We start from the raw sequence: 22,613 nt of genomic DNA on the forward strand, positions 1-22,613 counted from the left end.
GTCAGGCGGTTTGCAAAGCACCGGTCAATGCGCGGAAGAGCGCCGCCCCGTCCGTATTGCCATGTGCCACTTCGGCTGCCCGCTCAGGGTGCGGCATCATGCCCAACACGCGCCGGTTTTCCGATAGAATGCCCGCAATATCATCACGCGCGCCATTCGGGTTCTCGGCATAGCTGAAAGCGACACGATCTTCGCCGCGCAGTTTCGCGATGGTCTCATCATCGGCGAAGTAATTGCCGTCATGGTGCGCGATCGGAATGTTGATCACCTGACCGGCGTCGTAGCCATTGGTGTAATCGCTCGCCGTGGTCTCAACCTTAAGACCCACGGTCTTGCAGATGTACTTCAGCCCCGCATTGCGCAGCAGTGCGCCGGGCAGCAGGCCGGTTTCGGTCAGCACCTGAAATCCGTTGCAAATGCCCAGCACATAGCCGCCGCGCTGCGCATGAGCCGCCACAGAGCGGCAGATCGGCGAATTCGCGGCGATGGCCCCGCAGCGCAGGTAATCCCCATAGGAGAACCCGCCGGGAATGCCCACCATATCAACGCCTTGCGGCAGTTCGCTGTCCTTGTGCCAGACCATGGAAACCTTGGCGCCCGCGGCTTTGAAAGCCACGGCAAGGTCGCGGTCGCAATTGGACCCGGGAAAGACAACTACCGCTGCGTGCATCAGGCCAGCTCCACCGAATAGGATTCGATCACCGTATTGGCCAAGAGCTTTTCGCACATGGCGGTCACTTCGGCCTCAGACGTGCCCTCGGCAAGGTCAAGCTCGATCACCTTGCCCTGACGCACACCATTCACCCCGTCAAAGCCCAAGGCTCCGAGCGCGTGGCGGACAGCTTCGCCCTGAGGGTCGAGAACCCCGTTCTTCAGCATCACATGCACCCGTGCTTTCATGGCGCGACACCCCTTTGTAACATCTGCAAATTGAACGGCGAAGCCGCGTTAGTTGATCAGCGTCGGCTTGGAGACCGGCGCATTGTTCTTGGGCATGACGCCGAGACGTTTGGCCACTTCGGTATAGGCATCGGTGAGCGAGCCCAAATCCCGGCGGAACACATCTTTGTCGAGCTTTTGGCCCGTTTCGATGTCCCACAGGCGGCAGCTGTCGGGGCTGATCTCATCGGCGACGATCAGGCGCTGGAAGTCACCATCATAAACGCGGCCAATCTCAATCTTGAAGTCCACCAGCTTGATGCCGACGGCCATCATCACACCCGACATGAAGTCGTTGACCCGCAGCGCGAGGCTCAGGATATCGTCCATGTCTTGCTGGGTTGCCCAGCCAAAGGCGGCGATATGCTCTTCGGTGACCAGTGGATCACCAAGCGCGTCGTCCTTGTAGCAATACTCGACAATCGGGCGCGGCAGTTGCGTGCCCTCTTCGATGCCAAGACGCTTGGACATGGAGCCCGCCGCATAGTTGCGCACGATCACTTCGAGCGGAATGATCTCAACCTGCCGCACGAGTTGTTCGCGCATGTTCAGGCGTTTGATGAAATGCGTCGGCACGCCGATGTTGTTCAGCCCGGTCATAAAGAACTCGGACAAACGGTTGTTCAGCACGCCTTTGCCCTCAATCGTGGCTTTCTTCTCGGCGTTAAAGGCGGTGGCATCGTCTTTGAAATATTGCACGATGGTGCCGGGCTCAGGACCTTCATAGAGGATCTTTGCCTTGCCTTCGTAGATCTTGTTGCGCCGGGCCATGGGCATCCTTTCCAACAGGGGGCCGGGAACATCCCTGCCGCTTGCGCTTCTCTTAGTGCAACCACCCCGCTGCTGCAAGCATGGCCCGTCACCTTTGACGCGCCACTTGTGAGAACGAGGAGGCGACCGCATATGGTTAGAGTAACACCAGCAATCGGAGACCCGCTATGAGCAAGTTCGACGACCGTGCAAATGCCTTTGAAAGCAAGTTCGCCCATGATGCGGATATGCAATTCCGCGCCGAAGCGCGCCGCAACAAACTTCTGGGCCTCTGGGCTGCTGAACTTTTAGGCAAATCGGGCAGCGACGCTGATGACTACGCCAAAGAGGTGGTGAAATCCGATTTCGAAGAAGCGGGCGACGAGGATGTTTACCGCAAAGTCTCGGGCGATCTGGGCGACCGCGCCGACGAGGCAACGATCCGCGCCAAGATGCAGGCGCTGATGGCCGAAGCCAAAGCGCAACTCCTGAGCGAGACCAGCTAACCCGTTCCACCCCGGCCACGCGCCGGGGTGCCCCTACCCGCCTGCCCTCATAATGAAGATGAATATTATGAGATTGCCCCCATGAACCCATCATGACATCAGGCGAAATTCCCAGACCCTACAGGAGCCCCCATGAGCAACGCATTCACCGATCTTTTGGCTGAAAAGGGCACATTGCTCGCGGATGGGGCCACAGGCACCAATCTGTTCAACATGGGGCTGATGTCAGGCGACGCGCCTGAGATGTGGAACACCGATGAACCGAAAAAGATCATCAAGCTTTACCGTTTCGCGGTGGATTCGGGCAGTGATCTGTTTCTGACCAACTCTTTCGGGGCTAACGCCTCGCGGCTCAAGCTACACGGCGCCGAAAAGCGGGTGCATGAGTTGAGCCGCGTCTCTGCCGAACTGGCACGCGAAGTGGCCGATACAGCCGAGCGCAAAGTCATCGTCGCAGGCTCTGTCGGCCCCACGGGTGAGATCATGGAGCCGGTCGGGACCCTGACCCACTCCCTCGCCGTTGAGATGTTCCACGAGACCGCTGATGGCCTCAAGGCAGGCGGTGCCGACATTGGTTGGCTGGAAACGATCAGCGCCCCCGAAGAATACCGCGCCGCCGCCGAAGGCTTTGCGCTGGCGGGCCTGCCATGGTGCGGCACGATGAGCTTCGACACCGCGGGCCGCACGATGATGGGCCTGACCTCCGAAGGGATGGTCGATATGGTCCACGGGCTGGACAACACACCACTGGCATACGGTGCCAACTGCGGCACGGGCGCATCGGACCTGCTGCGCACCGTATTGGGCTTTGCAGCCAAGAATGGCACGCTACCAATTATTTCCAAGGGCAACGCGGGCATTCCGAAATACGTCGAAGGTCATATTCACTATGACGGCACGCCCGAGTTGATGGCGCGCTATGCCACCATGGCACGCGACGCCGGGGCCAGCGTCATCGGCGGTTGCTGCGGCACTCTGCCCGAGCATCTGGTCGCGATGCGCGAAGCGCTCGACAGCACGGAAAAAGGCCCGGCCCCGACGCTTGAGCAGATCCGCGAAGAGATCGGTGATTTCTCGTCCGAAAGCGATGGCACCGATGGTCAAGGTCCAGTGCGCGCGCCGCGCCGTGGCCGCCGCCGGAGCTAAGCTTCAGAACAAGCTCAATTGATCGCCCTTTTCGGAGGGCGGTCGAAACAGATCGCAGCGCAGCGGCACGCCCGCGCGGGTCAGCCCCAAACGTTTGACCGCCAGATCAAAACGCTGCGCTACCATCTCCGCATAGGGCCCCTCGCCCCGCATTCTCTTGTGCCATCCTGCATCGTATTCCTTCCCACCATGCATATCGCGCAGCCGCGCCATGATCCGCTCAGCACGGTCGGGGTAATGGGTGGCGAGCCACTCTTGCACCAGCGGCGAAACCTCGCGCGGCAGGCGCAGCATGATCCAGCTGGCATGGCGCGCCCCGGCATCGCGACCAGCGGTCAGGATCGCCTCTAGCTCCGGGTCAGTAAGTGCCGGGACCATTGGCGAGGCCATGATCCGTACCGGCACCCCAGCCTCTGACAGCTTCCGGATCACCTGCAACCGTCGCTGCGGGGCTGGCGCGCGCGGCTCCATCAACCGGCTGAGCTGGGCGTCAAGCGTGGTCACCGAAATTCCCACCGCTGCAAGACCCCGCTTGGCCATATCGCTCAGAATGTCAATGTCACGTTCGATCAGGCTGCCTTTGGTGACAATCGCCACCGGGTGATTGAACTCTGACAGCACCTTAAGGCATTCACGCATGATGCCGTGGGTCTTTTCAATTGGCTGATACGGGTCGGTATTGGTGCCGATGGCGATGGGCGCGACCTCATAGCGGTTCGCGCGCAACTCCCGCGCCAGCACCTGCGGCGCTTCGGGGCGGGCGATCAACTGCGTCTCAAAATCCAGCCCCGGCGACAAGCCAAGATAAGCATGGCTGGGCCGCGCAAAACAATAGACGCAGCCATGCTCGCAGCCGCGATACGGGTTGATCGACCGATCAAAAGGCAGATCCGGCGAGCGGTTGTAGGTGATAACCTTGCGCGGCACTTCGATGCTTGTGCTGGTTCGCAGCACCGGAAGCACCTCTTCCCGCGCCCAACCGTCATCTTCGGCCACGCGGGCGTGACGCTCAAACCGGCCTGCATCATTGCTGCCTGCCGCGCGGCCAAGCACGCGGAATCGCTGGTCTTCCCTATCCATGAAAGAAGGTTAGAACATTGCGCGAACATCAGCAAGTAAACTTGCGCAAACCCTTGTCCTTACACCGCAAAAAGCAGTAGTTTGCCCCCAAGGCGTCGCGCATGGCGCGGCCGATGTCGCAAACCGCGACCCCGGCGCTAACATTCCGTGAGACAAGGGCCCAAGTGTCATGCACCTGCACGCCCAGCAGAAGGAAACACCATGTCAGAAGAAGACGATATCATCCTGGCCGAGTTGGACGACGAAGAACTGGTCCAGCAGATGTTCGATGACCTCTATGACGGTCTCAAGGAAGAGATCGAAGAAGGGGTGCAAATCCTGCTCGACCGCGGTTGGGAACCCTATGAGGTTCTGACCAAAGCGCTTGTCGGCGGCATGACCATCGTGGGCGCGGATTTCCGCGACGGTATCCTCTTTGTGCCCGAAGTGCTGCTGGCTGCCAATGCGATGAAGGGCGGCATGGCGATCCTCAAGCCGCTGCTCGCTGAAACCGGCGCGCCGCGTGTGGGCAAGATGGTGATCGGCACCGTCAAAGGCGATATTCACGACATCGGCAAAAACCTCGTCGGCATGATGATGGAAGGCGCGGGTTTCGAGGTTGTAGACCTTGGGATCAACAATGCGGTCGAAGCCTACCTCGAAGCGCTTGAGGCCGAACAGGCCGACATCCTCGGCATGTCCGCTCTGCTGACCACGACAATGCCCTATATGAAAGTCGTGATCGACACGTTGATCGAACAGGGTAAGCGCGATGACTATATCGTGCTGGTCGGTGGTGCGCCTCTGAACGAAGAGTTCGGCAAGGCCATCGGGGCTGACGCCTATTGCCGCGATGCTGCCGTGGCGGTGGAAACGGCCAAAGACTGGATGGGCCGGAAACACAACTCCGCCAACGCCTGAGCTGCCATCCCTGCTTTGCGTTGGTGTCGGTGACATGCGATGGTGACGCCATGAGCGACAGCAACCTTCCAGATGATCGGACCCTCACCCAAGAGGGGCTCGCGCCCACCCGCGCGGGCCGCATTCTGCTGATCGCCTGTGGCGCGCTGGCCCGTGAGATACTGGATCTGAAGGCCGCGAACGGCTGGACCCATTTGGATCTCACCTGCCTGCCCGCGAAATATCACCTCTACCCGGAAAAGATCACCCAAGCGGTGCGCGACACGGTCGCCAAACACCGCGCGGACTATGACGATTTCTTTGTCGTCTACGCCGATTGCGGGACGGGCGGCGGGCTGGAACGGGCCTGCGAAGAGATGGGCGTGCAGATGGTCGCAGGGCCACATTGCTACAGTTTTTTTCAGGGCAACGAGAGTTTCGCCAAAACCTCGGAGGATGAGATCACCACCTTCTACCTCACCGATTTTCTGGTGCGGCAGTTTGAGTCTTTCATCATCAAGCCTATGGGCCTCGACCGGCACCCAGAGCTGCGCGACATGTATTTCGGCAATTACGAAAAACTGGTCTATCAGGCGCAGACGGACGACCCGGCGCTGACCGAAAAGGCGCAAGGCTGCGCCGCGCGGCTCGGCCTTGCGTTCGAGCGGCGCTTCACGGGCTACGGGGATCTGCAGACCGCTTTGCGCGACCTTTAACCGTCAGGCTTCCTGAGCGGCCGTCTCGCGGACGCGCTCGATCATCGCGCGCAGCCCGTTTGAGCGTTGCGCCGAGAGGTGGTCATTCAATCCCAGCCGCGCCAGTTCCGCCTTGGCATCGACAGCGCCCACTTCGGCAGGCGTCAAGCCGTTGTAAAGCTTGCGCAAAACCGCGATCAGCCCCGAGACGATCATCGCGTCGCTTGCCCCGTCGAAATGCAGCTTGCCGCCGTCAAACTGTGCATGGAGCCAGACCTGAGATGCGCAGCCGTCGACCTTGGTCGCGGGTACGCGCAGCGGCTCAGCCAGCGGGTCCATCGCTTTGCCAAGGTCGATCACATGGCGATAGCGGTCTTCCCAGTCTTCCAAAAACTCGAAATCTTCGACCAGTTCTTCAAAGGCGGGCGTGGCCATTGGTGCACTCTCTTTGGTGAATTTCACTGCCTGACAGGTAGGATGCCGATGCGCAAAGGTCCACCCCCTTCCCATGGCTGGCGTGATGCGGTAGCACAAGACAAGTTAACTTAACGGCGGATCCCATGCGCAAGACACTCCTCGCTCTTTTGGCCTCGACCCTTTTGGTATCCGCCTGCGGCACGGTCCGTGACAGCCGCATCAATCCGATGAATTGGTTCGGCCCTTCGCGTTCGGCCCCGTCCACCCCGGAAGAGAGCAACAACCCGTTGATTCCACAGCGCAGCGGGCTGTTCGCGCGGCGCGCGGTTGAGGCCGACACCTATGATGGGCGCCCTTTCGAGCAGATCACGGACCTGACGATCGAGCCGGTGCCGGGCGGTGCGATCCTACGCGCCACGGGCCTTGCCGCGCGGCAGGGCATCTATGCAGTGCAGCTAACTCCTGCGACAATTGATGAGACGCCCGTTGACGGTGTTCTGACTTACCGTCTGGAAGGGGTGCGCCCCGACAAGGCGACCCCGCAGGGCAGTCGCCCCACCCGTGAGGTCATCGCGGGCCGTCGTCTGACAGATCAAATGCTGGCCGGGGTGCGCGAGATTCGCGTCGAAGGGCAGACGAACGCCTTGGTCTCTCGCCGCTAAACGGCCAAGCCACGCGCCAGAGGAAAAAGCTGCCCCAATCGCGCGGCTCTTTTCGGTTCAGACTTTGACTGCTTTCACATCCGTCCCGTCGGCGGCCAAAGCAATCTTGCCTTCGCAGAGCAGCAGCGCATCGGCGCCAAAGACCTCATGCCGCCAGCCGCGCAGGGCCTGCACGTCGCGCTCTCCCGCCGACAACATATCCAGATCACTGGCCGAGGCGATGAGCTTGGCCGCGACGCCTGCGCTTTCGGTCTTGGCCTTGAGCAAAACCCGCAGCAGATCGGCCAGCGCCGGGTTTACCTGCAGCTTGTCGCGCTTGCGGTCGGGTTGCGGCATGTCGGCGGCTTTGCAAGCCACGCCTGCGGCCACGGCTTTCAAAATGCCCTCGGCGATTTCCCCCTTGCGGGCCTCGCGCAGCAGCAGACGGGCGCGGTTCAGCTCTTCGCCGTTAGAGGGTTTGAGGCTCGCCAATTCGACCAGCGCGTCATCCTTGAACACGCGATTGCGCGGGATATTGCGGGTGCGGGCGTAATCCTCACGAAAGGCGGCCAATTCGCGGACGATCGCCAGAAACTTCGGCGAATTGGTCCGGGTCTTCACCCGCTTCCACGCATCCTGTGGCTGGGTCACATAGGTATCGGGGCTGAGCAGCGTCTCAAGCTCCTCGGCCACCCAGCGGGCGCGGCCGGTCTGTTCAAGCTTGCGCGCCAGAAACTCGTAAATCTGCCGCAGGTGGGTTACGTCGGCCAGCGCATAGGTTTTCTGTGCATCGGTCAACGGACGGCGGGACCAATCGGTAAAGCGCGAGGTCTTGTCCAGCGACTCATGCGCGATCTTGCGGACCAGGGTCTCATAGCCCACCTGTTCGCCAAATCCGCAGACCATCGCGGCCACCTGCGTGTCGAACAGCGGTTCGGGAAAGACCTTGGCGTCGACGTAGAAGATCTCAAGATCCTGTCGTGCCGCATGGAACACCTTGACCACCGATGTGTCGCGGAACAGATCGTAAAGCGGCTCAAGTGAGATGCCGTCTGCCAAGGGATCGACCAGCACGGCGTTGCTGTCGTCGGTGCCGGGCATGGCAAGTTGGACAAGGCAGAGTTTGGAATAATAGGTCCGCTCGCGCAGGAATTCCGTGTCGACGGTCACGTAATCATGGCGCGCAGCTTCTTCACAGAATTGCGCGAGGTCGGCGGTCGTGGTGATGGTTTTCATAAATGCTCTTTGACAAGTTGCACGCCCGGTCATCGGGCTTTGTCAAAGAGGTACATCACAAGGGAAGCTTTGACCAGCGTCAGCCCGTCAGCATGACCGGCTGACGCTCACCGGCGGCGAAACGGCGCAGCACGGCGGGGTAAAGGCGATGTTCTTGCACCAGCACCCGCTGGGCCAAGGTCTCTGCCGTGTCGCCCGGCAGAACCGGAATGCGCGCCTGGCCAAGGATGGGGCCATCATCCAAAGCTGCAGTGACTTCATGCACGGTGCAGCCATGTTCGGTATCACCCGCCTCAAGCGCGCGGGCATGGGTGTGCAGCCCGCGGTATTTCGGCAGCAGCGACGGGTGGATGTTGATCATCCGCCCGGCCCAAGCATCGGTGAAGCCTTCGGTCAGTTTGCGCATAAAGCCGGCAAGGCAAATGATGTCCGGCGCATGGGCCTCAAGTGCGGCGCTCAGGGCCGCCTCAAACGCGGTACGGTCTTTGCCGTAGGGGCGGTGATCGACCACTTCGGTCGCGATCCCCTGCCCCTGCGCCCAAGCGATCCCGCCTGCATCTGCGTTGTTCGACAGCACCAAACAAGGGCGGCCTGCATGGTCGCCGGTCATATCTTCGACCAGCGCCCGCATGTTGGAGCCGCCGCCCGAGACGAAAATCGCAACCCGCTTGGTCAAAGCAGCGCGCCGGAATAAGTAACGCCATTGCCTGCTGTGATGCGGCCAATCTCAATGGCGGCGTGGCCATCCTCGGCAAAGGCGGCCTTAGCGGCGTCGACCTTGTCGGCGGAGACAACGGCAACCATGCCAATGCCAGCGTTGAAAGTCTTGAGCATCTCGGCCTCGGCCATGCCCCCTTCGGCGGCCAGCCATTTGAAGACCGGCGGCAGGTCCCACGCGTTCAGGTCAATCTCAGCCGCCAACCCCACGGGCAGGACACGCGGCAGGTTTTCAGTCAGGCCACCGCCCGTGATATGCGCCAGCGCCGACACGGCATCGGCGCGCAGGGCCGCAACGGCGCCCTTGACGTAAAGCTTGGTCGGCGTCAGCAGCGCACTGCCCAGATCACCCTCGCCCCATGGGCAATCGTCGCCCCAGCTCAGACCGCTGCGCTCAACGATTTTGCGCACGAGGCTGTAGCCGTTGGAGTGCACCCCGTCGCTGGGCAGGCCCAAGAGCACGTCACCCTCTTTCACATCGCGCGGCAGCTCGGTCCCGCGCTCCATCGCTCCGACGGAAAAACCAGCAAGGTCGAAATCGCCAGCGTGATACATGCCCGGCATTTCAGCGGTCTCGCCCCCGATCAAGGCGCAACCGGAATCGGCGCAGCCCTTGGCGATGCCTTCAATGATCCGCGCGGCACTGTCGAGTTCCAGTTTGCCGGTCGCGAAATAGTCGAGGAAGAAAAGCGGCTCGGCACCTTGGCAAACCAGATCGTTGACGCACATGGCAACCAGATCGATGCCGATGCTGTCGACATTGCCGGTATCAATGGCGATGCGCAGCTTGGTGCCAACGCCATCCGTCGCCGCAACCAGCACCGGGTCGGTGAAACCTGCGCCTTTCAGGTCAAACAGCGCGCCAAAGCCGCCAAGGCCAGACATAACGCCGGGCCGCGCGGTGGATTTCGCCGCTGGCTTGATCCGCTCTACAAGCGCGTTGCCTGCGTCAATATCCACGCCTGCTTCGGCATAGGTGATTCCGTTGTCGGATTTTGTCATGGTCATGGCCCCCGGCGCGCATTTTCCCTTGCGCGCGGAGTTAGAGTATTGTGCGGGTCACTGCAATCATTTGGTGCAGCTAATGTCTTGACGCTCGGGCTGCGGCGTCATACCCAAACGCCCATGGCGGGCCTGTAGCTCAATTGGTTAGAGCAGAGCGCTCATAACGCTTTGGTTGCGGGTTCAAGTCCTGCCGGGCCTACCATACCGCCCCCGCCGTGCGCCCAAACCTCAGCGTTTGGCGCTGACATGCCAGTTCACCTGCATCTCTACGACCGTCTCACCCGCCTCATTCTGGATGTCGACCGCCACGTCAAAGGCGACTTTTCCGTCCTCTTGCAGCGCGGTCAGCAGCTCGGCACCGGGGCGCGAGGTTTCGGCATGGGCGGTCAGTGTGCCCTCGGCGATCTTTTTAAAGGTGATCTGCCCCATGGCCGCGACGGGGCGCATGTCCATTATCACCGGCGCAATTGCCCCGGCCATGGCAGCACCCGAGGCCGCTTCGCCCAAGGTGAACATCGCGCCTGCGTGCTGGGTGCCGATGTGGTTGGAGGTCTCATGCCGCTGCACCAGTTCGGCGCTGGCGGTGCCGTCGTCGATCTTGAGCAGTTTCACCCCGACATGGGCCGCAAAAGGCACGGCGGTGTCGAGATGGGCTTTGATCATGTCGTAGGGGGTCATGGCTGCGCTCCGTTCTAGGGTCGGCTCACTGTGGCAAAGCCGCGCGCGGGGCACAATCCTGCCGCGGGGTCACCGCGCGATGACAATATCTGCGCGCAGCCCACCGAGCCGCGCCGATTCCCCCAGCCGCAGCACCCCGCCATGGGCGCGCGCAATGTCTGAGGCGATGGCAAGTCCCAGCCCAACGCCGCCGCCCTTGTCTTGATTGCGCGCAGGATCAAGCCGCGAAAAAGGCCGCGTTGCCTCGTCGCGCCGCTCTTCCGGGATGCCGGGGCCGTCGTCTTCGACCCGGATACGCAGGGTACGGTCACTTAGCATGACCGAGACTTCGGCCTGCGAGCCATAGCGCACGGCGTTGGAGATCAGGTTATCCACCGCCCGGCGCATTGCCACCTTGCGCAGTTTCACGATCCCCTCGCCCGCGCCCTCGGGCGGCAACAGCGTGACCTTGCGCCCGGTGCGCTGCGCGTCTTCGACAATGGCGCTGACGAACCGATGCGGCGCCACTTCCTCGGGATCGCCCTCGGCGGCGCCTTTGGCGAAATTGAGAAACTCATCCAGCATCCGCTGCATGTCATCCACATCGGCCAGCAGCGGGGCCGCATCCTCTTCGTCGATCATTGACAGGCCAAGGCGCATCCGGGTCAGCGGGGTGCGCAGATCGTGGCTTACCCCTGAGAGCATCAGCGTGCGCTGCTCAATCTGCCGTTCGATCCGTGCGCGCATGTCGACAAAGGCGTTGCCCGCCGCGCGTACTTCGACAGCACCGGTGGGCGTGTAGGGTTCATGCCGGCCCCGGCCAAAGGCTTCGGCCGCACGGGCCAAGCGTTTGATGGGGCGCAGTTGATTTCGCAGGTAGATCGTGGCGATGTAGCTCAAAAGTACGCCGAAAAACACCGTGTAAACGAAAAGCTGGTGCGGGTTGGAGGCCGAGATCCGCCGCCGTTCAAACTGGATGCGCAACGGGCCGTGCACACTATCGATATAGAGCACCACAAAATCGTCGTCGCTGAGGTCCACCGCCTCGATACCGTCCATTTTGCTGCGCAGCCGGGGGATCAGCACCCGGCCCGAATAATCGTACCACAGCATGCTGTCTTCCTCCGGCAGCGGAGGATTGGCGCGGGTCACCACGAAATCAAGCGGCCCCGCCCGCGCCTCTACCGCCATGGGCACCGATTGGGCATCGGGTGCGGTGCCGACCGCCAGCATGACCAGTTCCAACTCGCGCAGGACCGTGTCGGTCATCTGACCGGTGACGCCTTCGAAATGTCGCTGGGCAAAGATCACCACAACGACCAACTGCAAAAACACCACTGGTAACAGCAGGATCAACGCGGCGCGTCCGTAGATGCCGCGCGGCACATATCGTTTGAGCCAGGCAAAATTCATGGCTAGACCTTAGCCAGCCCCCTGCCCCAGCGAAAGGTGAAACCATGCTGCCGCCCGACAACTTCGACCCCGAGATTGGCCTTGCCGAAACCTTGGAGCCCGGGCTGCGCCGTATCGTGGCGCCCAACCCCTCGCCGATGACCTATCGTGGCACAAATACCTATCTTCTGGGCCAGTCCGAGGTTGCCGTGATCGACCCCGGCCCCGACAGCCCCGCGCATCTTGAGGCGATCCTCGCCGCGCTCCAGCCGGGCCAGCGGATCAGCCATATCATCGTGACCCATACGCATCTTGACCATTCCCCCCTCGCGCGTCCTTTGGCCGCGCGCACCGGGGCCGAGGTCTGGGCTTTTGGCGACGCCACGGCGGGCCGGTCCCCAGTAATGCAGGGATTGGCCGAGGCGGGGCTGATCGGCGGCGGTGAAGGTGTTGATCACGGGTTTTGCCCTGATCACCTTTTGGCTGACGGCGACATGCTGGAGGGGGATGGCTGGGCGCTGGAGGTGCTGCACACGCCGGGTCATATCGGCAATCACCTCTGCCTCGCTTGGGAGGATGCCTGTCTCACGGCGGATCACGTCATGGGCTGGGCCACCTCGCTGGTCTCGCCACCTGATGGGGATCTGACCGATTTCATGGCCTCTTGCGAAAAGCTGGCCGCCCGGTCGTGGCGGGTGTTCTACCCCGGCCATGGCGCCCCGGTCTTTGATCCCAATGCGCGGCTCGACTGGTTGGTGGCGCACCGCCGCGCGCGGGAGGCATCGATCCTTGAGGCGCTGAACGCCGGGCCCGCCACGGCTGAGGACCTCGCCCGCGTGATCTATACCGAGACCCCCGCCGCGCTTTTGGGGGCCGCCACACGAAACGTGCTGGCGCATCTGGTCGATCTGACAGGCCGGGGCCGCGTTGCCCCGCAGGGCGTCTTGCAGGCGGAGGCGCATTTCGCCCTCACCTCATAGGGGAAAACCGCGGATTCCGTCGCAAAATCGCAACAAATGCCCCAATCTGGGCGCAATTCGGCCCCTTTATGGACCTGAACCGCGCCCAAGCTGGTTGCGAGGGTGAGAGACATCAAACCCCAGCGAGCAGCAAAGGAGCTACCCGATGGCCCGACTTGACAGAACGCCGCAACCGCAAAAACCGAAGCCTGAGCAGACGCCCAAGGGCAGCTCGGCCCAGCCACCGCAGCGTCCCACACCATTGATTACCGATTACGCCAGCCTTTGAGCAGGCCCCGCGATGCGCCGGATGGGGCCGGTGCTTTGGGGAACTTTGACGCCCGACCGCGCGTTTGCAGCCTAGAGCAACACGCAAGGACAGATATGGAACCCCACGCCCCCTCTCACGAAGCCGACCTCGCCCGTCTGCGCCGTCTGGCGGTCAGCATGGACAGCGCGTTTAAATTGCCGGTTGTCGGTGTGCGCATGGGTTGGGATTCGATTTTGGGTTTCGTGCCCGTGGTGGGCGATACGCTCGCCCTGCTCCCTTCGGCCTATATTCTTAAAGAATCGCACCGGATGGGCGCACCAAAGGGGATGCTGGCAAAGATGTTGGTGAACACCGGGATCGACTACGTTATCGGTTCAGTCCCGCTGGTGGGTGATCTTTTTGACATCGGGTGGAAGTCGAAACTGCGCAACGTCGATCTGCTGGAACGTCATCTGAAAGACCAAGCCGCCAAAGCGCCGCCCACGGGAAACGTCGAAGGGCGCATGTCTTCGCATCACCCCACGCTCAATAACTGATCCCTAAACGCAAAAGGGCCGCCCAAAGGCGACCCTTTCGTTCGTTTTCCGAAGAATGGTGGCTTAGCCGACCAGTTCCAGACCGGAGAAGAAATACGCGATCTCAACCGCTGCGGTTTCCGGTGCGTCGGAACCGTGAACGGAGTTTTCGCCAACGCTTTCAGCGAATTCTGCGCGGATGGTACCTTCGGCGGCGTCCGCAGGGTTGGTGGCGCCCATGACTTCGCGGTTTTTCGCGATGGCGTTTTCACCTTCGAGAACCTGAGCAACGATCGGCGCGGAGGCCATGAACTCGCACAGTTCGTCGTAGAAGGGACGCTCAGCGTGTACCTTGTAGAACTCGCCCGCCTGCGCCTTTGTCAGGTGGATGCGCTTTTGTGCGACAACGCGCAGGCCAGCGTCTTCGAATTTCTTGACGATGGCGCCGGTCAGGTTGCGGCGGGTTGCGTCGGGCTTGATGATCGAGAAAGTGCGTTCGAGGGCCATTGGCTGTACTCCATAGCGGGTGTTGATTTGCGCGCTCCCTAGCATGGGGTCTGACACATGAAAAGCCGTGATTGACCTTCGGCCCGGCTTGCTCCAAACGGCGTGCATGTTACGCATTTCAGAAATCAACTACTCCGTCGAAGGCCGCCCTCTGTTTGAGGAAGCCTCCGCCGTGATCCCCGAGGGCCACAAGGTGGGCATCGTCGGGCGCAATGGCGCGGGCAAGACCACGCTGTTCAAGATCATCCGTGGCGAGCTGTCGCTCGACAGTGGCGACATCTCTCTGCCGTCCCGCGCCAAGATCGGCGGCGTGGCGCAGGAAGTGCCCTCATCCGAGACCTCATTGATCGACACGGTGCTAGAAGCCGACATCGAACGCGCGCGGTTGATGAAAGAGAGTGAGACCGCCGAGGATCCCTCTCGCATCGCCGACATTCAGACCCGTTTGGCCGATATCGACGCATGGTCCGCCGAAGGGCGCGCGGCGTCGATCCTCAAGGGTTTGGGCTTTGACGACGAAGAGCAGCAGATGCCCTGCTCCGCCTTCTCGGGTGGTTGGCGGATGCGCGTGGCGCTGGCCGCCGTGCTTTTTGCCCAGCCCGATCTGCTGCTGCTCGACGAGCCGACCAACTACCTCGACCTTGAAGGTGCGCTGTGGCTGGAAAGCTATCTGGCGAAATACCCGCATACGGTGCTGATCATCAGCCACGACCGCGGCCTCTTGAACCGCGCCGTGGGCGGCATTCTGCACCTCGAAGACCGCAAGCTGACCTATTATCAGGGCCCGTACGACCAATTCGCCCGCCAGCGCGCCGAAAAGCGTGCGTTGCAGGCGGCGATGGCCAAGAAACAACAGGCCCGCCGCGATCACATGCAAAGCTTTGTGGATCGTTTCAAGGCCAAAGCCTCCAAGGCGAAACAGGCGCAATCGCGTCTGAAGATGATCGAGAAGATGGATATGATCACCGCGCCCGAGGATGTGGCGCGCAAGGTCTTCACCTTCCCTGAGCCCGAGGAACTCTCACCGCCGATTATCAATATCGAGAACGGCTCTGTCGGCTATAGCGACGACAATCCGGTGCTGACCCGTCTGAACCTGCGCATCGACCAAGACGACCGTATCGCGCTCTTGGGCAAGAACGGTCAGGGCAAATCAACGCTGGCCAAGCTTTTGTCGGACCGACTGCCGCTGATGGCCGGGCGGCAGGTCAACTCCTCCAAGCTGCGGGTGGGATTCTTTGCCCAGCACCAAGTGGACGAGCTGATCGTCGAAGAGACGCCGCTGCAACATATGATCGCCGCCCGCCCCGGTGTGATGCAATCGAAACTGCGCGCACAATTGGCGGGCTTTGGTCTTGGCCCGGAACAGGCCGAGACCGAGGTGGGCCGCCTGTCAGGCGGGCAGAAGGCGCGGCTTTCGCTGCTGTTGGCCACGCTGCACGCCCCGCATCTGCTGATCCTCGATGAGCCGACCAACCACCTCGACATCGAAAGCCGCGAGGCGCTGGTCGAGGCGCTGACGCGCTACTCGGGCGCGGTGATCCTTGTCAGCCACGACATGCACCTCTTGTCGCTGGTGGCCGACCGGCTTTGGCTCGTGTCGAACGGCACGGTCAAACCCTATGAGGAAGACCTCGAAGCCTATCGCAAGATGCTGCTGACACCCGAAAAGCCCGTCAGCAAGAACCCATCGAAACAGCCCAAAGAAGCTCCCAAGCCCAAACGCGCCAGCCGCGACGAGGTGCTGGCCCTGCGCAGCGAAGTTCGCAAGGCCGAAGCACGCATGGAAAAGATCAACGAGATGCGCGACAAGCTGGCCAAGAAATTGGCCGATCCGGCGCTCTACGAAGATGCCAAGACCGGCGAGCTTGATGTCTGGAACAAGAAATACGCTGAAGTGATGGAAGCGCTGGAGCGTGCGGAGAGCCTCTGGGTTGGCGCGCAAGAAAAGCTGGAGAAAGCCACAGCCTGACCCAGCAAGGCCCAATTTATCACATCGCGGGGGTCGCCTAAGGGGCGGCCCTCGTGCATTCTGGCAAGACGTCCCGCGCCAAGGAAGACCTATGACCCTCGACACCGCCTATATGATCACCGCCCTCGTCACGATGTTCGTGGTGATCGACCCCATCGCCATCGCGCCGGTCTTCCTTGCCTTGACCCGTGGGATGAGCAATGCGCAACGCCGCCTGATCGCGTGGCGCGCGGTGGGCGTGGCGGGCTTGGTGCTGTTGATCTTTGCCGCCTTTGGCGAGGCGGTGCTGGGCTTTATCGGCATTTCGATGCCCGCTTTTCGCGTGGCGGGTGGTATCCTTTTGTTCATCACCGCGCTCGACATGCTGTTCGACCGCCGGACCAAACGCCGCGAAGACCGCGCGGATGAGGATGACCACGACGATCCTTCGGTTTTCCCTATGGCCATTCCGTTGATCGCTGGCCCCGGATCCATCGCCTCGGTGATCCTGCTGACGGGTGAGAAACCGGGCGGCGAAGGGCTGCTGACCATCATCGTGATCACCGCGCTGACGCTGGTGGTCATGGCGCTGACGATGCAGGTCAGCGGCGCGCTAGAGCGGGCGATGGGCAAGACCGGCATCAACATCATCACCCGTCTGCTGGGCATGTTGCTGGCGGCCCTCTCGGTCCAATTCGTGCTCGATGGGCTGGCGGCCTTTGGCTTTGGCCCCGGCCCGACGCCCGGCTGACATTTGCCCGCTCCCTTCCTATATGAGGTGTAAGGGGGCGCATTCATGGCCGAAATCGATACAGCACATCTGATCTACCTCATCGTTCTGCTGGCGATGCTGGCGGGCTGGTTCTTTTTGCAAAGCCGGCCCAATATGAACAAGATGCTGCAACAGGCGGCGGTCTGGGGGCTGATCTTTACCGGCGCGGCAGCCGGGGTCGGCCTGTGGCAAGACATCACCCGCGACACCGCCCGCCAACAGCTCTCCGTCAACCAAGAGGGTGAGATCGTCCTGCCGCGCGGGCGCGATGGGCATTATTACCTGACGGCCCAGATCAACGGTACTCCGGTGCGTTTCGTCGTCGACACCGGCGCGTCTGATATCGTCTTGACCAAATCCGACGCGGCGCGGATTGGCATTGACCCCGAGGGGCTTGATTACCTTGGCCGCGCGGGCACCGCCAACGGTGAAACGCGCACCGCTTTCGTGCGGCTGGATGAGGTTGTGGTGGGCGATGCGGTTGACCGCAATGTTTCGGCGGTGGTGAATGACGGGGTCATGTCCCAATCGCTTTTGGGGATGGGATACCTGCAACGCTGGGGTCGGATCGAAATCAGCGGTGGTGAGTTGCGTTTGAGCCGCTGAATCTGGCATTAGCCGCCCGCGCATTGTGCAGAAAGAATGAAATTCGCCGCAAAATGACGCCGCATTTGCCGTTAATTAGCCGGTTTTTCGCCCTTTTGCTCGGATACCTGCAGGGCACAACTGTATCTAATTTTAGGGAACATGCTGTTATGCTAACGAGTATCCTAGGGGGGTCTTCCTCCTATCAACAAAGCAAACCCCCGGCGTCTGAGCCCGCTCAGGCCCCCGAGGAAAACCAAAACGACGCCCAGCAGGCCGAAACCCAGACGGCCAGCAATGGTCAGACCACGCAAAACAGCGCGGCAGCCCAAGAAGCGTCCAAACCTCAGTCCGTGCAAGCCCCTGCCAAGAGCGAAGCGGTACAGGCGGGGGCTCAGGCAAAGCCGACCGAGACGGCCCCAAAGGCCTCGGCCGCGGATAACGAAGCCTTTGCCCGTGCGGCTGCACAGCGCAACGTCGACAGCCAGCGCACCCGCGCCTTGCTGGATACGATCGCACCGGTGAACAACAGCGCAGTCGAAGCTGCCAAATCCTACGTCAGCAAGGTCGAACCGGATGCGCCAGAGGCCAGCGCAAGCAAAGCCACGGCTGCCGCGAAACCCGCCCTCGACAAAGCGGCCTGACCAGCAGTCAGGGGCGGCGGCTTTGCGGCCCTGCCCCTGCTCCGCTGGCCTTTAGGTCTCGGCCTTCTTTTCCCAGCGACCACTTTCCTCAGACCAATATTGCGCCGACGCGCCTTCGGATTTCAGCCGCTTCCACAGGCCGCGTGCTTGATCCAGCGCCACGGGATCATGCCCGTCAAACAGCACGCAGACCCGTTGCAGCGACGCGATCTCTTCGGCGGTGACATCGGCACCATGCACCGCCATCAGACAATCCGCGCGATTGGGCGTGCCATCCTCCAAGGTCAGCAACACCGGTTGCTCTGCATCCTGCGGCCCGCCCGCCATGCCATGGGGCAGAAAACTATCGTCCGAATAGGTCCAAAGCGCCCGGTCGAGCGCTTGCAGCCCCGCCTGATCGGTCCCGCGCAGGGCCACGCGCCACCCGTTGGCGAGCGACTTTTCCAGCAGCATCGTCAGCGTCTCGACCAGAGGTCGCTGGGTCAGGTGGTAGAAGTAAGCCGCCCCCATCTCCAACTCAGCCCTTCTCGAAACGGTCGGCGACCAGACGGTTCAGCGCCGCCACGCCCCAGCCTGTCGCGCCTGCAGGTGCCAGCGTGGTTTCGGACTTCAACGAGGCGACCCCAGCGATGTCGAGGTGAATCCAAGGTGTCTCATCCTTGACGAAACGCTTGAGGAATTGTGCCGCCGTGATCGACCCCGCCGGACGTCCGCCGATGTTTTTCATATCGGCGATCCGGCTTTTCAACTGATCGTCATAGCCTTGACCCAGCGGCAGACGCCATGCGCCCTCGCCTTCACTCTCGGCGGCCTTCAGGAAATCGTTGCACAGCCCGTCGTCGTTCGAGAAAACGCCAGCGTTTTCATGACCCAGCCCGATAATGACTGCACCCGTCAGCGTCGCCAGATCGATCATCGCGGCAGGTTTGAAGCGGTCCTGCGCGTACCACATCACATCGCAAAGCACCAAACGCCCCTCGGCGTCGGTGTTGATGACCTCCACCGTGTCGCCTTTCATGGTTGTGATCACATCGCCCGGACGGGTCGCATTGCCCGATGGCATATTCTCGACGATCCCAACCAGCCCGACAACATTCGCCTTGGCCTTGCGCAGCGCCAGCGTGCGCATCACGCCCGAGACAACGCCCGCGCCGCCCATGTCCATGGTCATGTCTTCCATGCCCGCGCCGGGTTTGAGGCTGATGCCGCCGGTGTCAAAGACGACGCCCTTGCCGACCAGCGCCAGCGGGGCCGCATCATCTGCGCCGCCTTCCCACCGCATCACGACGACTTTGGACGGGCTGTCAGACCCCTGCCCCACAGATAAAAGCGTGCGCATACCGAGGCTTGCGAGCTCTTCCTCATCCAGCACTTCAACTTTAAGGCCCAGGCTCTCCATTTCCGCCAGACGTTCGGCGAAATTGGCTGTGGTCAGGATGTTGGCAGGCGCGTTGGTCAGATCGCGCGTCATGAAAGCGCCCTCGGCCACCGCCATCAACGGCGCTGCGGCCTCGCGGGCCTCCTCGGGTTTGGAGCACATCACCTCAACACTGCCTTTACGCGGCTTGGGGGCGGATTTGTGATCTTCGAACCCATAGTCCCGCATCGCCAAACCAAAGGCCACATCCGCCACCCGGCGGGTCGCGGCGGTAAGCAACAAAAGATCACTGTCGCCCCGGCGCTTGGCCAGCGCGGCCCCGGCTTTGCGCGCGGTCATCACTTCGGCGCGGCGCGGCATGTGGATCACATCCACCGCCTCTGCCGCCATGCCAGCGGGATAGCCCATGCTAAGCATGTCACCGGGCTTCAGCGCTGCGAAACGCTCACCTTCCATCAGCCGCTGCAAGGCGCCTTTGGTCAGCCGATTGACCCGCCGCGCCCCGGCATCGAGCCGCCCCTCGGGTTCAAGAAACACGGCGACCCGACCGGAATGCCCCGCGATACGGTCGATGTCGGTCTCGGCGAAAGTGATGGGGGTCAGATCGGTCATGGCGTGCCTCATGGTTGATTTTGCCCCAGACCTATCGCGACGCGCCGCGCATGGCCAGATAGCAGTTTTCCCGCCCCGCGAATTGCTTTAGGATCTGCGCAAAGGCCGTCAGAGCATCTCGGGGGATCAGAGTGGCAAGAATTGACCGCTACATGCTGTCGCAACTTCTGGTTATGTTCGGCTTTTTCGCTCTGGTGCTTGTGGCGCTGTTCTGGATCAACCGTGCGGTGGTCCTTTTCGACCGGCTAATTGGCGATGGTCAATCTGCACTGGTGTTTTTGGAGTTCACGGCCCTTGGCCTGCCCAAGCTCATTGTCACCGTCCTGCCGATCGCGACCTTTGCCGCTTCGGTCTACGTCACCAACCGCATGTCGGGCGAATCTGAGTTGACCGTGCTGCAGGCCGCAGGCTCGGGCCCTTGGCGGCTGGCGCGGCCTGTCTTTGTTTTCGGGCTGTGTGTGGCGGTGATGATGACGGTGCTCAGCCATTTTTTAGTGCCCATGGCGCAGGGTCAATTGAAACAGCGCGAGGCTGAGATCTCGCGCAACCTTACCGCGCGACTGCTGACAGAGGGCACTTTTCTACACCCTTCCGACGATGTGACCTTCTACACCCGGGCCATCGACAACGATGGAGTGCTTCGTGATGTTTTCCTGTCGGATCGGCGCAAGGCCGATGAGGGGGTGATCTATACCGCCGCCGAAGCCTATCTGGCGCGCAATGGCGACAGCACGACGCTGATCATGCTCAGCGGCATGGCGCAGCGGCTAGATACCGAACGCAACCGTTTGGCCACGGCCAAATTCCGCGACTTTTCCTTTGATATTTCTCCCTTGGTGAGCAGCGGCGATGCAATCGACCCGTCGGTCAGCGCCATGGTGACGCCCGATCTGCTTTGGAATTGGGCCGGAGTTGCGGCGCAAACCGACACCACAGCGGGCGTCGTCGCCGAAGAACTGCATGGCCGTTTTGCGCAACCGCTGTTTTGCCTTGTCGCAGCGATGATCGGGTTTGCCACTTTGATCCTTGGCGGCTTTTCCCGTTTTGGCGTCTGGCGCGAGGCGGTGATCGCCTTTGGCCTGCTCATCGCCATTGACGGGCTGCGGGGCACGATGGTGGTGCAAATCCGTGAGACTGCGGCCCTCTGGCCGCTGGCCTACCTGCCCTCGCTCATCGGGGCCGTGCTGACGCTGGCAATGCTTTGGCAGGCGGCACATCCGCGCTGGATAAGGCGGCGGCTACGTGGCAAAGGGGCAGCCGCATGATCCTCCATCTCTACTTCGCCCGACGCTTTTTCATGAGCTTTCTCGTCATCACCGGGGTGCTGGCCGCCTTGGTGATGCTGGTCGATGGTGTGGATCAGGCCCGGCGCTTTGCCGATGATGATGTGGGTTGGGATCAGGTCTTGGGGATGACGCTGCTGCACATGCCGCAGACCATCAATATGATCCTGCCGCTGATCATGATCCTTGCCACGGTAGCGCTATTCATCGGTCTTGCGCGGTCCTCGGAGTTGGTGGTGACCCGCGCTGCGGGCCGCTCTGCCCTGCGCGCGCTGGTGGCACCGGTGGTGGTGGCCCTGATCATCGGCACGCTGGCGGTGGCCTTTCTCAACCCCATTGTCGCCGCGACAAGCGAACGGGCCGAGCAACTGACCCAGAAATACCGCTCCAACGGTCGCTCGGCCCTGTCGGTGAGCGACGAGGGGCTTTGGCTGCGTCAGGGGACGGAGGAAGGCCAATCGGTCATTCGCGCGTGGCGCACCAACAGCGATGCCTCCGTTCTCTATAATGTGACGATCATCAGCTATGACGCGGAGAAAGGTCCGATCCGCCGGATCGAAGCCGAAAGCGCGCAGCTGAGCGGTGGCGACTGGGAATTGACCGGCGCCAAAATTTGGCCGCTGGAGGCCGGGGTGAACGCCGAAGGCGCCTCTGAAGAGCATGAGACCCTGACCATCCCCTCATCCCTGACCGTTGAGCGCATCCGCGAGAGCATTGGCCGTGTCGCTGCCGTGTCTATCTACGAGTTGCCAGAGTTCATCCGCCAGTTGGAACAGGCGGGTTTCAGCACCCGCCAGCATGAGGTCTGGTTGCAGGCCGAACTGGCGCGGCCCTTCTTTCTGGTCGCCATGGTTCTGGTTGCGAGCGCATTCACCATGCGCCATACCCGCTTTGGGGGGACCGGCGTTGCTGTGCTGGCCTCGATTTTGCTGGGGTTCGGTTTGTATTTCATTCGCAGTTTCGCACAGATCCTTGGCGAAAACGGCCAGATCCCCGTGACACTCGCTGCTTGGGCCCCGCCCGTGGCCGCGATCTTTCTGGCGCTAGGCCTGCTATTGCACGCGGAGGATGGCTGA

27 protein-coding genes and 1 tRNA gene are annotated in these 22,613 nt (G+C 61.8%); 15 read left to right on the forward strand and 13 right to left on the reverse strand.

The window, feature by feature from the left end:
• Position 1: 1 nt before the first annotated feature.
• The 3 genes from purQ to purC are packed head-to-tail and all read right to left on the reverse strand — an operon-like array spanning position 2 to position 1,710.
• Positions 2 to 670 carry a phosphoribosylformylglycinamidine synthase subunit PurQ gene (purQ, locus tag J3456_RS15275; RefSeq protein WP_349580982.1) on the reverse strand — a complete coding sequence of 223 codons (669 nt, stop codon included), beginning with the start codon at positions 668 to 670 and terminating at the stop codon, positions 2 to 4.
• The gene (gene purS, locus J3456_RS15280; RefSeq protein WP_007119709.1) at positions 670 to 900 is read right to left on the reverse strand and encodes a phosphoribosylformylglycinamidine synthase subunit PurS; all 231 of its coding nucleotides are present in this window, start codon (positions 898 to 900) and stop codon (positions 670 to 672) included. The genes purQ and purS overlap by 1 nt, the downstream gene beginning before the upstream one ends.
• Positions 901 to 948: 48 nt before the next feature.
• A complete protein-coding gene (purC, locus tag J3456_RS15285) occupies positions 949 to 1,710 on the reverse strand; it encodes a phosphoribosylaminoimidazolesuccinocarboxamide synthase (RefSeq protein WP_067629081.1) in 762 nt (253 codons plus the stop codon).
• 167 nt (positions 1,711 to 1,877) lie between these two features.
• Here purC and J3456_RS15290 point away from each other — a divergent pair, with 167 nt between their 5' ends.
• Both J3456_RS15290 and bmt read left to right on the forward strand, forming a co-directional pair.
• Positions 1,878 to 2,195 carry a DUF1476 domain-containing protein gene (locus J3456_RS15290; protein ID WP_259944203.1) on the forward strand — a complete coding sequence of 106 codons (318 nt, stop codon included), beginning with the start codon at positions 1,878 to 1,880 and terminating at the stop codon, positions 2,193 to 2,195.
• 132 nt (positions 2,196 to 2,327) lie between these two features.
• On the forward strand, positions 2,328 to 3,341 hold the full coding sequence (gene bmt, locus J3456_RS15295) for a betaine--homocysteine S-methyltransferase (protein WP_132443426.1): 1,014 nt from the start codon (positions 2,328 to 2,330) through the stop codon (positions 3,339 to 3,341).
• Between the two features lie 3 nt (positions 3,342 to 3,344).
• Here the strand turns inward: bmt and J3456_RS15300 are convergent, their stop codons facing one another.
• Positions 3,345 to 4,421, reverse strand: a complete 1,077-nt coding sequence (locus J3456_RS15300; RefSeq protein ID WP_349580983.1) for a PA0069 family radical SAM protein — start codon at positions 4,419 to 4,421, stop codon at positions 3,345 to 3,347.
• Positions 4,422 to 4,622: 201 nt separating this feature from the next.
• Here J3456_RS15300 and J3456_RS15305 point away from each other — a divergent pair, with 201 nt between their 5' ends.
• Both J3456_RS15305 and J3456_RS15310 read left to right on the forward strand, forming a co-directional pair.
• Entirely contained in the window at positions 4,623 to 5,321 is a 699-nt protein-coding gene (locus J3456_RS15305; protein ID WP_259944197.1) for a cobalamin B12-binding domain-containing protein, read from the forward strand.
• A 50-nt stretch (positions 5,322 to 5,371) separates the two neighbouring features.
• Complete coding sequence (locus tag J3456_RS15310) at positions 5,372 to 6,016, forward strand: DUF1638 domain-containing protein (RefSeq protein ID WP_349580984.1); 645 nt, start codon at positions 5,372 to 5,374, stop codon at positions 6,014 to 6,016.
• Positions 6,017 to 6,019: 3 nt separating this feature from the next.
• On the opposite strand, the gene J3456_RS15315 is transcribed toward J3456_RS15310, so the two are convergent.
• A complete protein-coding gene (locus J3456_RS15315; protein WP_349580985.1) occupies positions 6,020 to 6,430 on the reverse strand; it encodes a SufE family protein in 411 nt (136 codons plus the stop codon).
• A 125-nt stretch (positions 6,431 to 6,555) separates the two neighbouring features.
• Here J3456_RS15315 and J3456_RS15320 point away from each other — a divergent pair, with 125 nt between their 5' ends.
• The gene (locus J3456_RS15320) at positions 6,556 to 7,074 is read left to right on the forward strand and encodes a hypothetical protein (RefSeq protein ID WP_349580987.1); all 519 of its coding nucleotides are present in this window, start codon (positions 6,556 to 6,558) and stop codon (positions 7,072 to 7,074) included.
• A gap of 57 nt (positions 7,075 to 7,131) precedes the next feature.
• Here the strand turns inward: J3456_RS15320 and rnd are convergent, their stop codons facing one another.
• The 3 genes from rnd to purM form a co-directional block, all read right to left on the reverse strand.
• Entirely contained in the window at positions 7,132 to 8,289 is a 1,158-nt protein-coding gene (rnd, locus tag J3456_RS15325) for a ribonuclease D (RefSeq protein WP_349580990.1), read from the reverse strand.
• A 79-nt stretch (positions 8,290 to 8,368) separates the two neighbouring features.
• Complete coding sequence (gene purN / locus J3456_RS15330; protein ID WP_349580992.1) at positions 8,369 to 8,965, reverse strand: phosphoribosylglycinamide formyltransferase; 597 nt, start codon at positions 8,963 to 8,965, stop codon at positions 8,369 to 8,371.
• Positions 8,962 to 10,008 (reverse strand): phosphoribosylformylglycinamidine cyclo-ligase, encoded by a 1,047-nt coding sequence (gene purM, locus J3456_RS15335; RefSeq protein ID WP_349580994.1) that lies wholly within the window; start codon positions 10,006 to 10,008, stop codon positions 8,962 to 8,964. The genes purN and purM overlap by 4 nt, the downstream gene beginning before the upstream one ends.
• A gap of 128 nt (positions 10,009 to 10,136) precedes the next feature.
• On the opposite strand from purM, the gene J3456_RS15340 reads away from it, so the two are divergent.
• A tRNA-Ile gene (locus tag J3456_RS15340) sits at positions 10,137 to 10,213 on the forward strand.
• Between the two features lie 26 nt (positions 10,214 to 10,239).
• Here the strand turns inward: J3456_RS15340 and J3456_RS15345 are convergent.
• On the reverse strand, positions 10,240 to 10,689 hold the full coding sequence (locus J3456_RS15345) for a DUF4442 domain-containing protein (protein WP_259944189.1): 450 nt from the start codon (positions 10,687 to 10,689) through the stop codon (positions 10,240 to 10,242).
• Between the two features lie 69 nt (positions 10,690 to 10,758).
• Positions 10,759 to 12,081 (reverse strand): ATP-binding protein, encoded by a 1,323-nt coding sequence (locus J3456_RS15350; RefSeq protein WP_349580995.1) that lies wholly within the window; start codon positions 12,079 to 12,081, stop codon positions 10,759 to 10,761.
• Positions 12,082 to 12,125: 44 nt separating this feature from the next.
• On the opposite strand from J3456_RS15350, the gene J3456_RS15355 reads away from it, so the two are divergent.
• The 3 genes from J3456_RS15355 to J3456_RS15365 all read left to right on the forward strand — a co-directional run bounded on the left by J3456_RS15355 (position 12,126) and on the right by J3456_RS15365 (position 13,826).
• The gene (locus tag J3456_RS15355; protein WP_349580997.1) at positions 12,126 to 13,040 is read left to right on the forward strand and encodes an MBL fold metallo-hydrolase; all 915 of its coding nucleotides are present in this window, start codon (positions 12,126 to 12,128) and stop codon (positions 13,038 to 13,040) included.
• A gap of 145 nt (positions 13,041 to 13,185) precedes the next feature.
• On the forward strand, positions 13,186 to 13,308 hold the full coding sequence (locus J3456_RS15360; RefSeq protein ID WP_349580998.1) for a hypothetical protein: 123 nt from the start codon (positions 13,186 to 13,188) through the stop codon (positions 13,306 to 13,308).
• A 95-nt stretch (positions 13,309 to 13,403) separates the two neighbouring features.
• On the forward strand, positions 13,404 to 13,826 hold the full coding sequence (locus tag J3456_RS15365; protein WP_067629055.1) for a DUF4112 domain-containing protein: 423 nt from the start codon (positions 13,404 to 13,406) through the stop codon (positions 13,824 to 13,826).
• A 63-nt stretch (positions 13,827 to 13,889) separates the two neighbouring features.
• Here the strand turns inward: J3456_RS15365 and ndk are convergent, their stop codons facing one another.
• Positions 13,890 to 14,312, reverse strand: coding sequence for a nucleoside-diphosphate kinase (gene ndk, locus J3456_RS15370; RefSeq protein ID WP_067266630.1), 423 nt, complete (start codon positions 14,310 to 14,312; stop codon positions 13,890 to 13,892).
• Between the two features lie 106 nt (positions 14,313 to 14,418).
• Here ndk and J3456_RS15375 point away from each other — a divergent pair, with 106 nt between their 5' ends.
• From J3456_RS15375 to J3456_RS15390, 4 genes are all read left to right on the forward strand, one after another.
• The gene (locus tag J3456_RS15375; protein WP_349581000.1) at positions 14,419 to 16,284 is read left to right on the forward strand and encodes an ABC-F family ATP-binding cassette domain-containing protein; all 1,866 of its coding nucleotides are present in this window, start codon (positions 14,419 to 14,421) and stop codon (positions 16,282 to 16,284) included.
• A gap of 91 nt (positions 16,285 to 16,375) precedes the next feature.
• The gene (locus tag J3456_RS15380) at positions 16,376 to 17,014 is read left to right on the forward strand and encodes a MarC family protein (RefSeq protein WP_067629053.1); all 639 of its coding nucleotides are present in this window, start codon (positions 16,376 to 16,378) and stop codon (positions 17,012 to 17,014) included.
• A gap of 45 nt (positions 17,015 to 17,059) precedes the next feature.
• Positions 17,060 to 17,641 (forward strand): retropepsin-like aspartic protease family protein, encoded by a 582-nt coding sequence (locus tag J3456_RS15385; protein ID WP_349581002.1) that lies wholly within the window; start codon positions 17,060 to 17,062, stop codon positions 17,639 to 17,641.
• Between the two features lie 149 nt (positions 17,642 to 17,790).
• Positions 17,791 to 18,264 (forward strand): hypothetical protein, encoded by a 474-nt coding sequence (locus J3456_RS15390; protein ID WP_349581003.1) that lies wholly within the window; start codon positions 17,791 to 17,793, stop codon positions 18,262 to 18,264.
• A 51-nt stretch (positions 18,265 to 18,315) separates the two neighbouring features.
• Here the strand turns inward: J3456_RS15390 and J3456_RS15395 are convergent, their stop codons facing one another.
• Both J3456_RS15395 and J3456_RS15400 read right to left on the reverse strand, forming a co-directional pair.
• Complete coding sequence (locus J3456_RS15395; RefSeq protein WP_349581004.1) at positions 18,316 to 18,774, reverse strand: DNA polymerase III subunit chi; 459 nt, start codon at positions 18,772 to 18,774, stop codon at positions 18,316 to 18,318.
• A gap of 7 nt (positions 18,775 to 18,781) precedes the next feature.
• Complete coding sequence (locus J3456_RS15400) at positions 18,782 to 20,254, reverse strand: leucyl aminopeptidase (protein WP_349581005.1); 1,473 nt, start codon at positions 20,252 to 20,254, stop codon at positions 18,782 to 18,784.
• Positions 20,255 to 20,385: 131 nt separating this feature from the next.
• Here J3456_RS15400 and lptF point away from each other — a divergent pair, with 131 nt between their 5' ends.
• Positions 20,386 to 21,519 (forward strand): LPS export ABC transporter permease LptF, encoded by a 1,134-nt coding sequence (lptF, locus tag J3456_RS15405; protein WP_349581006.1) that lies wholly within the window; start codon positions 20,386 to 20,388, stop codon positions 21,517 to 21,519.
• Complete coding sequence (gene lptG, locus J3456_RS15410; RefSeq protein ID WP_067629041.1) at positions 21,516 to 22,613, forward strand: LPS export ABC transporter permease LptG; 1,098 nt, start codon at positions 21,516 to 21,518, stop codon at positions 22,611 to 22,613. The genes lptF and lptG overlap by 4 nt, the downstream gene beginning before the upstream one ends.

The organism is Sulfitobacter sp. NFXS29 (assembly GCF_040148765.1).
In the GTDB taxonomy this organism is placed as follows: domain Bacteria; phylum Pseudomonadota; class Alphaproteobacteria; order Rhodobacterales; family Rhodobacteraceae; genus Sulfitobacter.

Coding starts and splice junctions, on each gene's coding strand:
- J3456_RS15305 (WP_259944197.1), top strand. CDS start 4,623: ATGTCAGAAGAAGACGATATCATCCTGGCCGAGTTGGACGACGAAGAA.
- J3456_RS15400 (WP_349581005.1), bottom strand. CDS start 20,254: ATGACCGATCTGACCCCCATCACTTTCGCCGAGACCGACATCGACCGT.
- J3456_RS15360 (WP_349580998.1), top strand. CDS start 13,186: ATGGCCCGACTTGACAGAACGCCGCAACCGCAAAAACCGAAGCCTGAG.
- purQ (WP_349580982.1), bottom strand. CDS start 670: ATGCACGCAGCGGTAGTTGTCTTTCCCGGGTCCAATTGCGACCGCGAC.
- purC (WP_067629081.1), bottom strand. CDS start 1,710: ATGGCCCGGCGCAACAAGATCTACGAAGGCAAGGCAAAGATCCTCTAT.
- J3456_RS15300 (WP_349580983.1), bottom strand. CDS start 4,421: ATGGATAGGGAAGACCAGCGATTCCGCGTGCTTGGCCGCGCGGCAGGC.
- J3456_RS15320 (WP_349580987.1), top strand. CDS start 6,556: ATGCGCAAGACACTCCTCGCTCTTTTGGCCTCGACCCTTTTGGTATCC.
- lptG (WP_067629041.1), top strand. CDS start 21,516: ATGATCCTCCATCTCTACTTCGCCCGACGCTTTTTCATGAGCTTTCTC.
- J3456_RS15315 (WP_349580985.1), bottom strand. CDS start 6,430: ATGGCCACGCCCGCCTTTGAAGAACTGGTCGAAGATTTCGAGTTTTTG.
- J3456_RS15310 (WP_349580984.1), top strand. CDS start 5,372: ATGAGCGACAGCAACCTTCCAGATGATCGGACCCTCACCCAAGAGGGG.
- bmt (WP_132443426.1), top strand. CDS start 2,328: ATGAGCAACGCATTCACCGATCTTTTGGCTGAAAAGGGCACATTGCTC.
- J3456_RS15350 (WP_349580995.1), bottom strand. CDS start 12,081: ATGAATTTTGCCTGGCTCAAACGATATGTGCCGCGCGGCATCTACGGA.
- purM (WP_349580994.1), bottom strand. CDS start 10,008: ATGACAAAATCCGACAACGGAATCACCTATGCCGAAGCAGGCGTGGAT.
- purS (WP_007119709.1), bottom strand. CDS start 900: ATGAAAGCACGGGTGCATGTGATGCTGAAGAACGGGGTTCTCGACCCT.
- rnd (WP_349580990.1), bottom strand. CDS start 8,289: ATGAAAACCATCACCACGACCGCCGACCTCGCGCAATTCTGTGAAGAA.
- J3456_RS15385 (WP_349581002.1), top strand. CDS start 17,060: ATGGCCGAAATCGATACAGCACATCTGATCTACCTCATCGTTCTGCTG.
- J3456_RS15345 (WP_259944189.1), bottom strand. CDS start 10,689: ATGACCCCCTACGACATGATCAAAGCCCATCTCGACACCGCCGTGCCT.
- J3456_RS15395 (WP_349581004.1), bottom strand. CDS start 18,774: ATGGGGGCGGCTTACTTCTACCACCTGACCCAGCGACCTCTGGTCGAG.
- J3456_RS15380 (WP_067629053.1), top strand. CDS start 16,376: ATGACCCTCGACACCGCCTATATGATCACCGCCCTCGTCACGATGTTC.
- J3456_RS15290 (WP_259944203.1), top strand. CDS start 1,878: ATGAGCAAGTTCGACGACCGTGCAAATGCCTTTGAAAGCAAGTTCGCC.
- J3456_RS15365 (WP_067629055.1), top strand. CDS start 13,404: ATGGAACCCCACGCCCCCTCTCACGAAGCCGACCTCGCCCGTCTGCGC.
- ndk (WP_067266630.1), bottom strand. CDS start 14,312: ATGGCCCTCGAACGCACTTTCTCGATCATCAAGCCCGACGCAACCCGC.
- J3456_RS15390 (WP_349581003.1), top strand. CDS start 17,791: ATGCTAACGAGTATCCTAGGGGGGTCTTCCTCCTATCAACAAAGCAAA.
- J3456_RS15355 (WP_349580997.1), top strand. CDS start 12,126: ATGCTGCCGCCCGACAACTTCGACCCCGAGATTGGCCTTGCCGAAACC.
- J3456_RS15375 (WP_349581000.1), top strand. CDS start 14,419: ATGTTACGCATTTCAGAAATCAACTACTCCGTCGAAGGCCGCCCTCTG.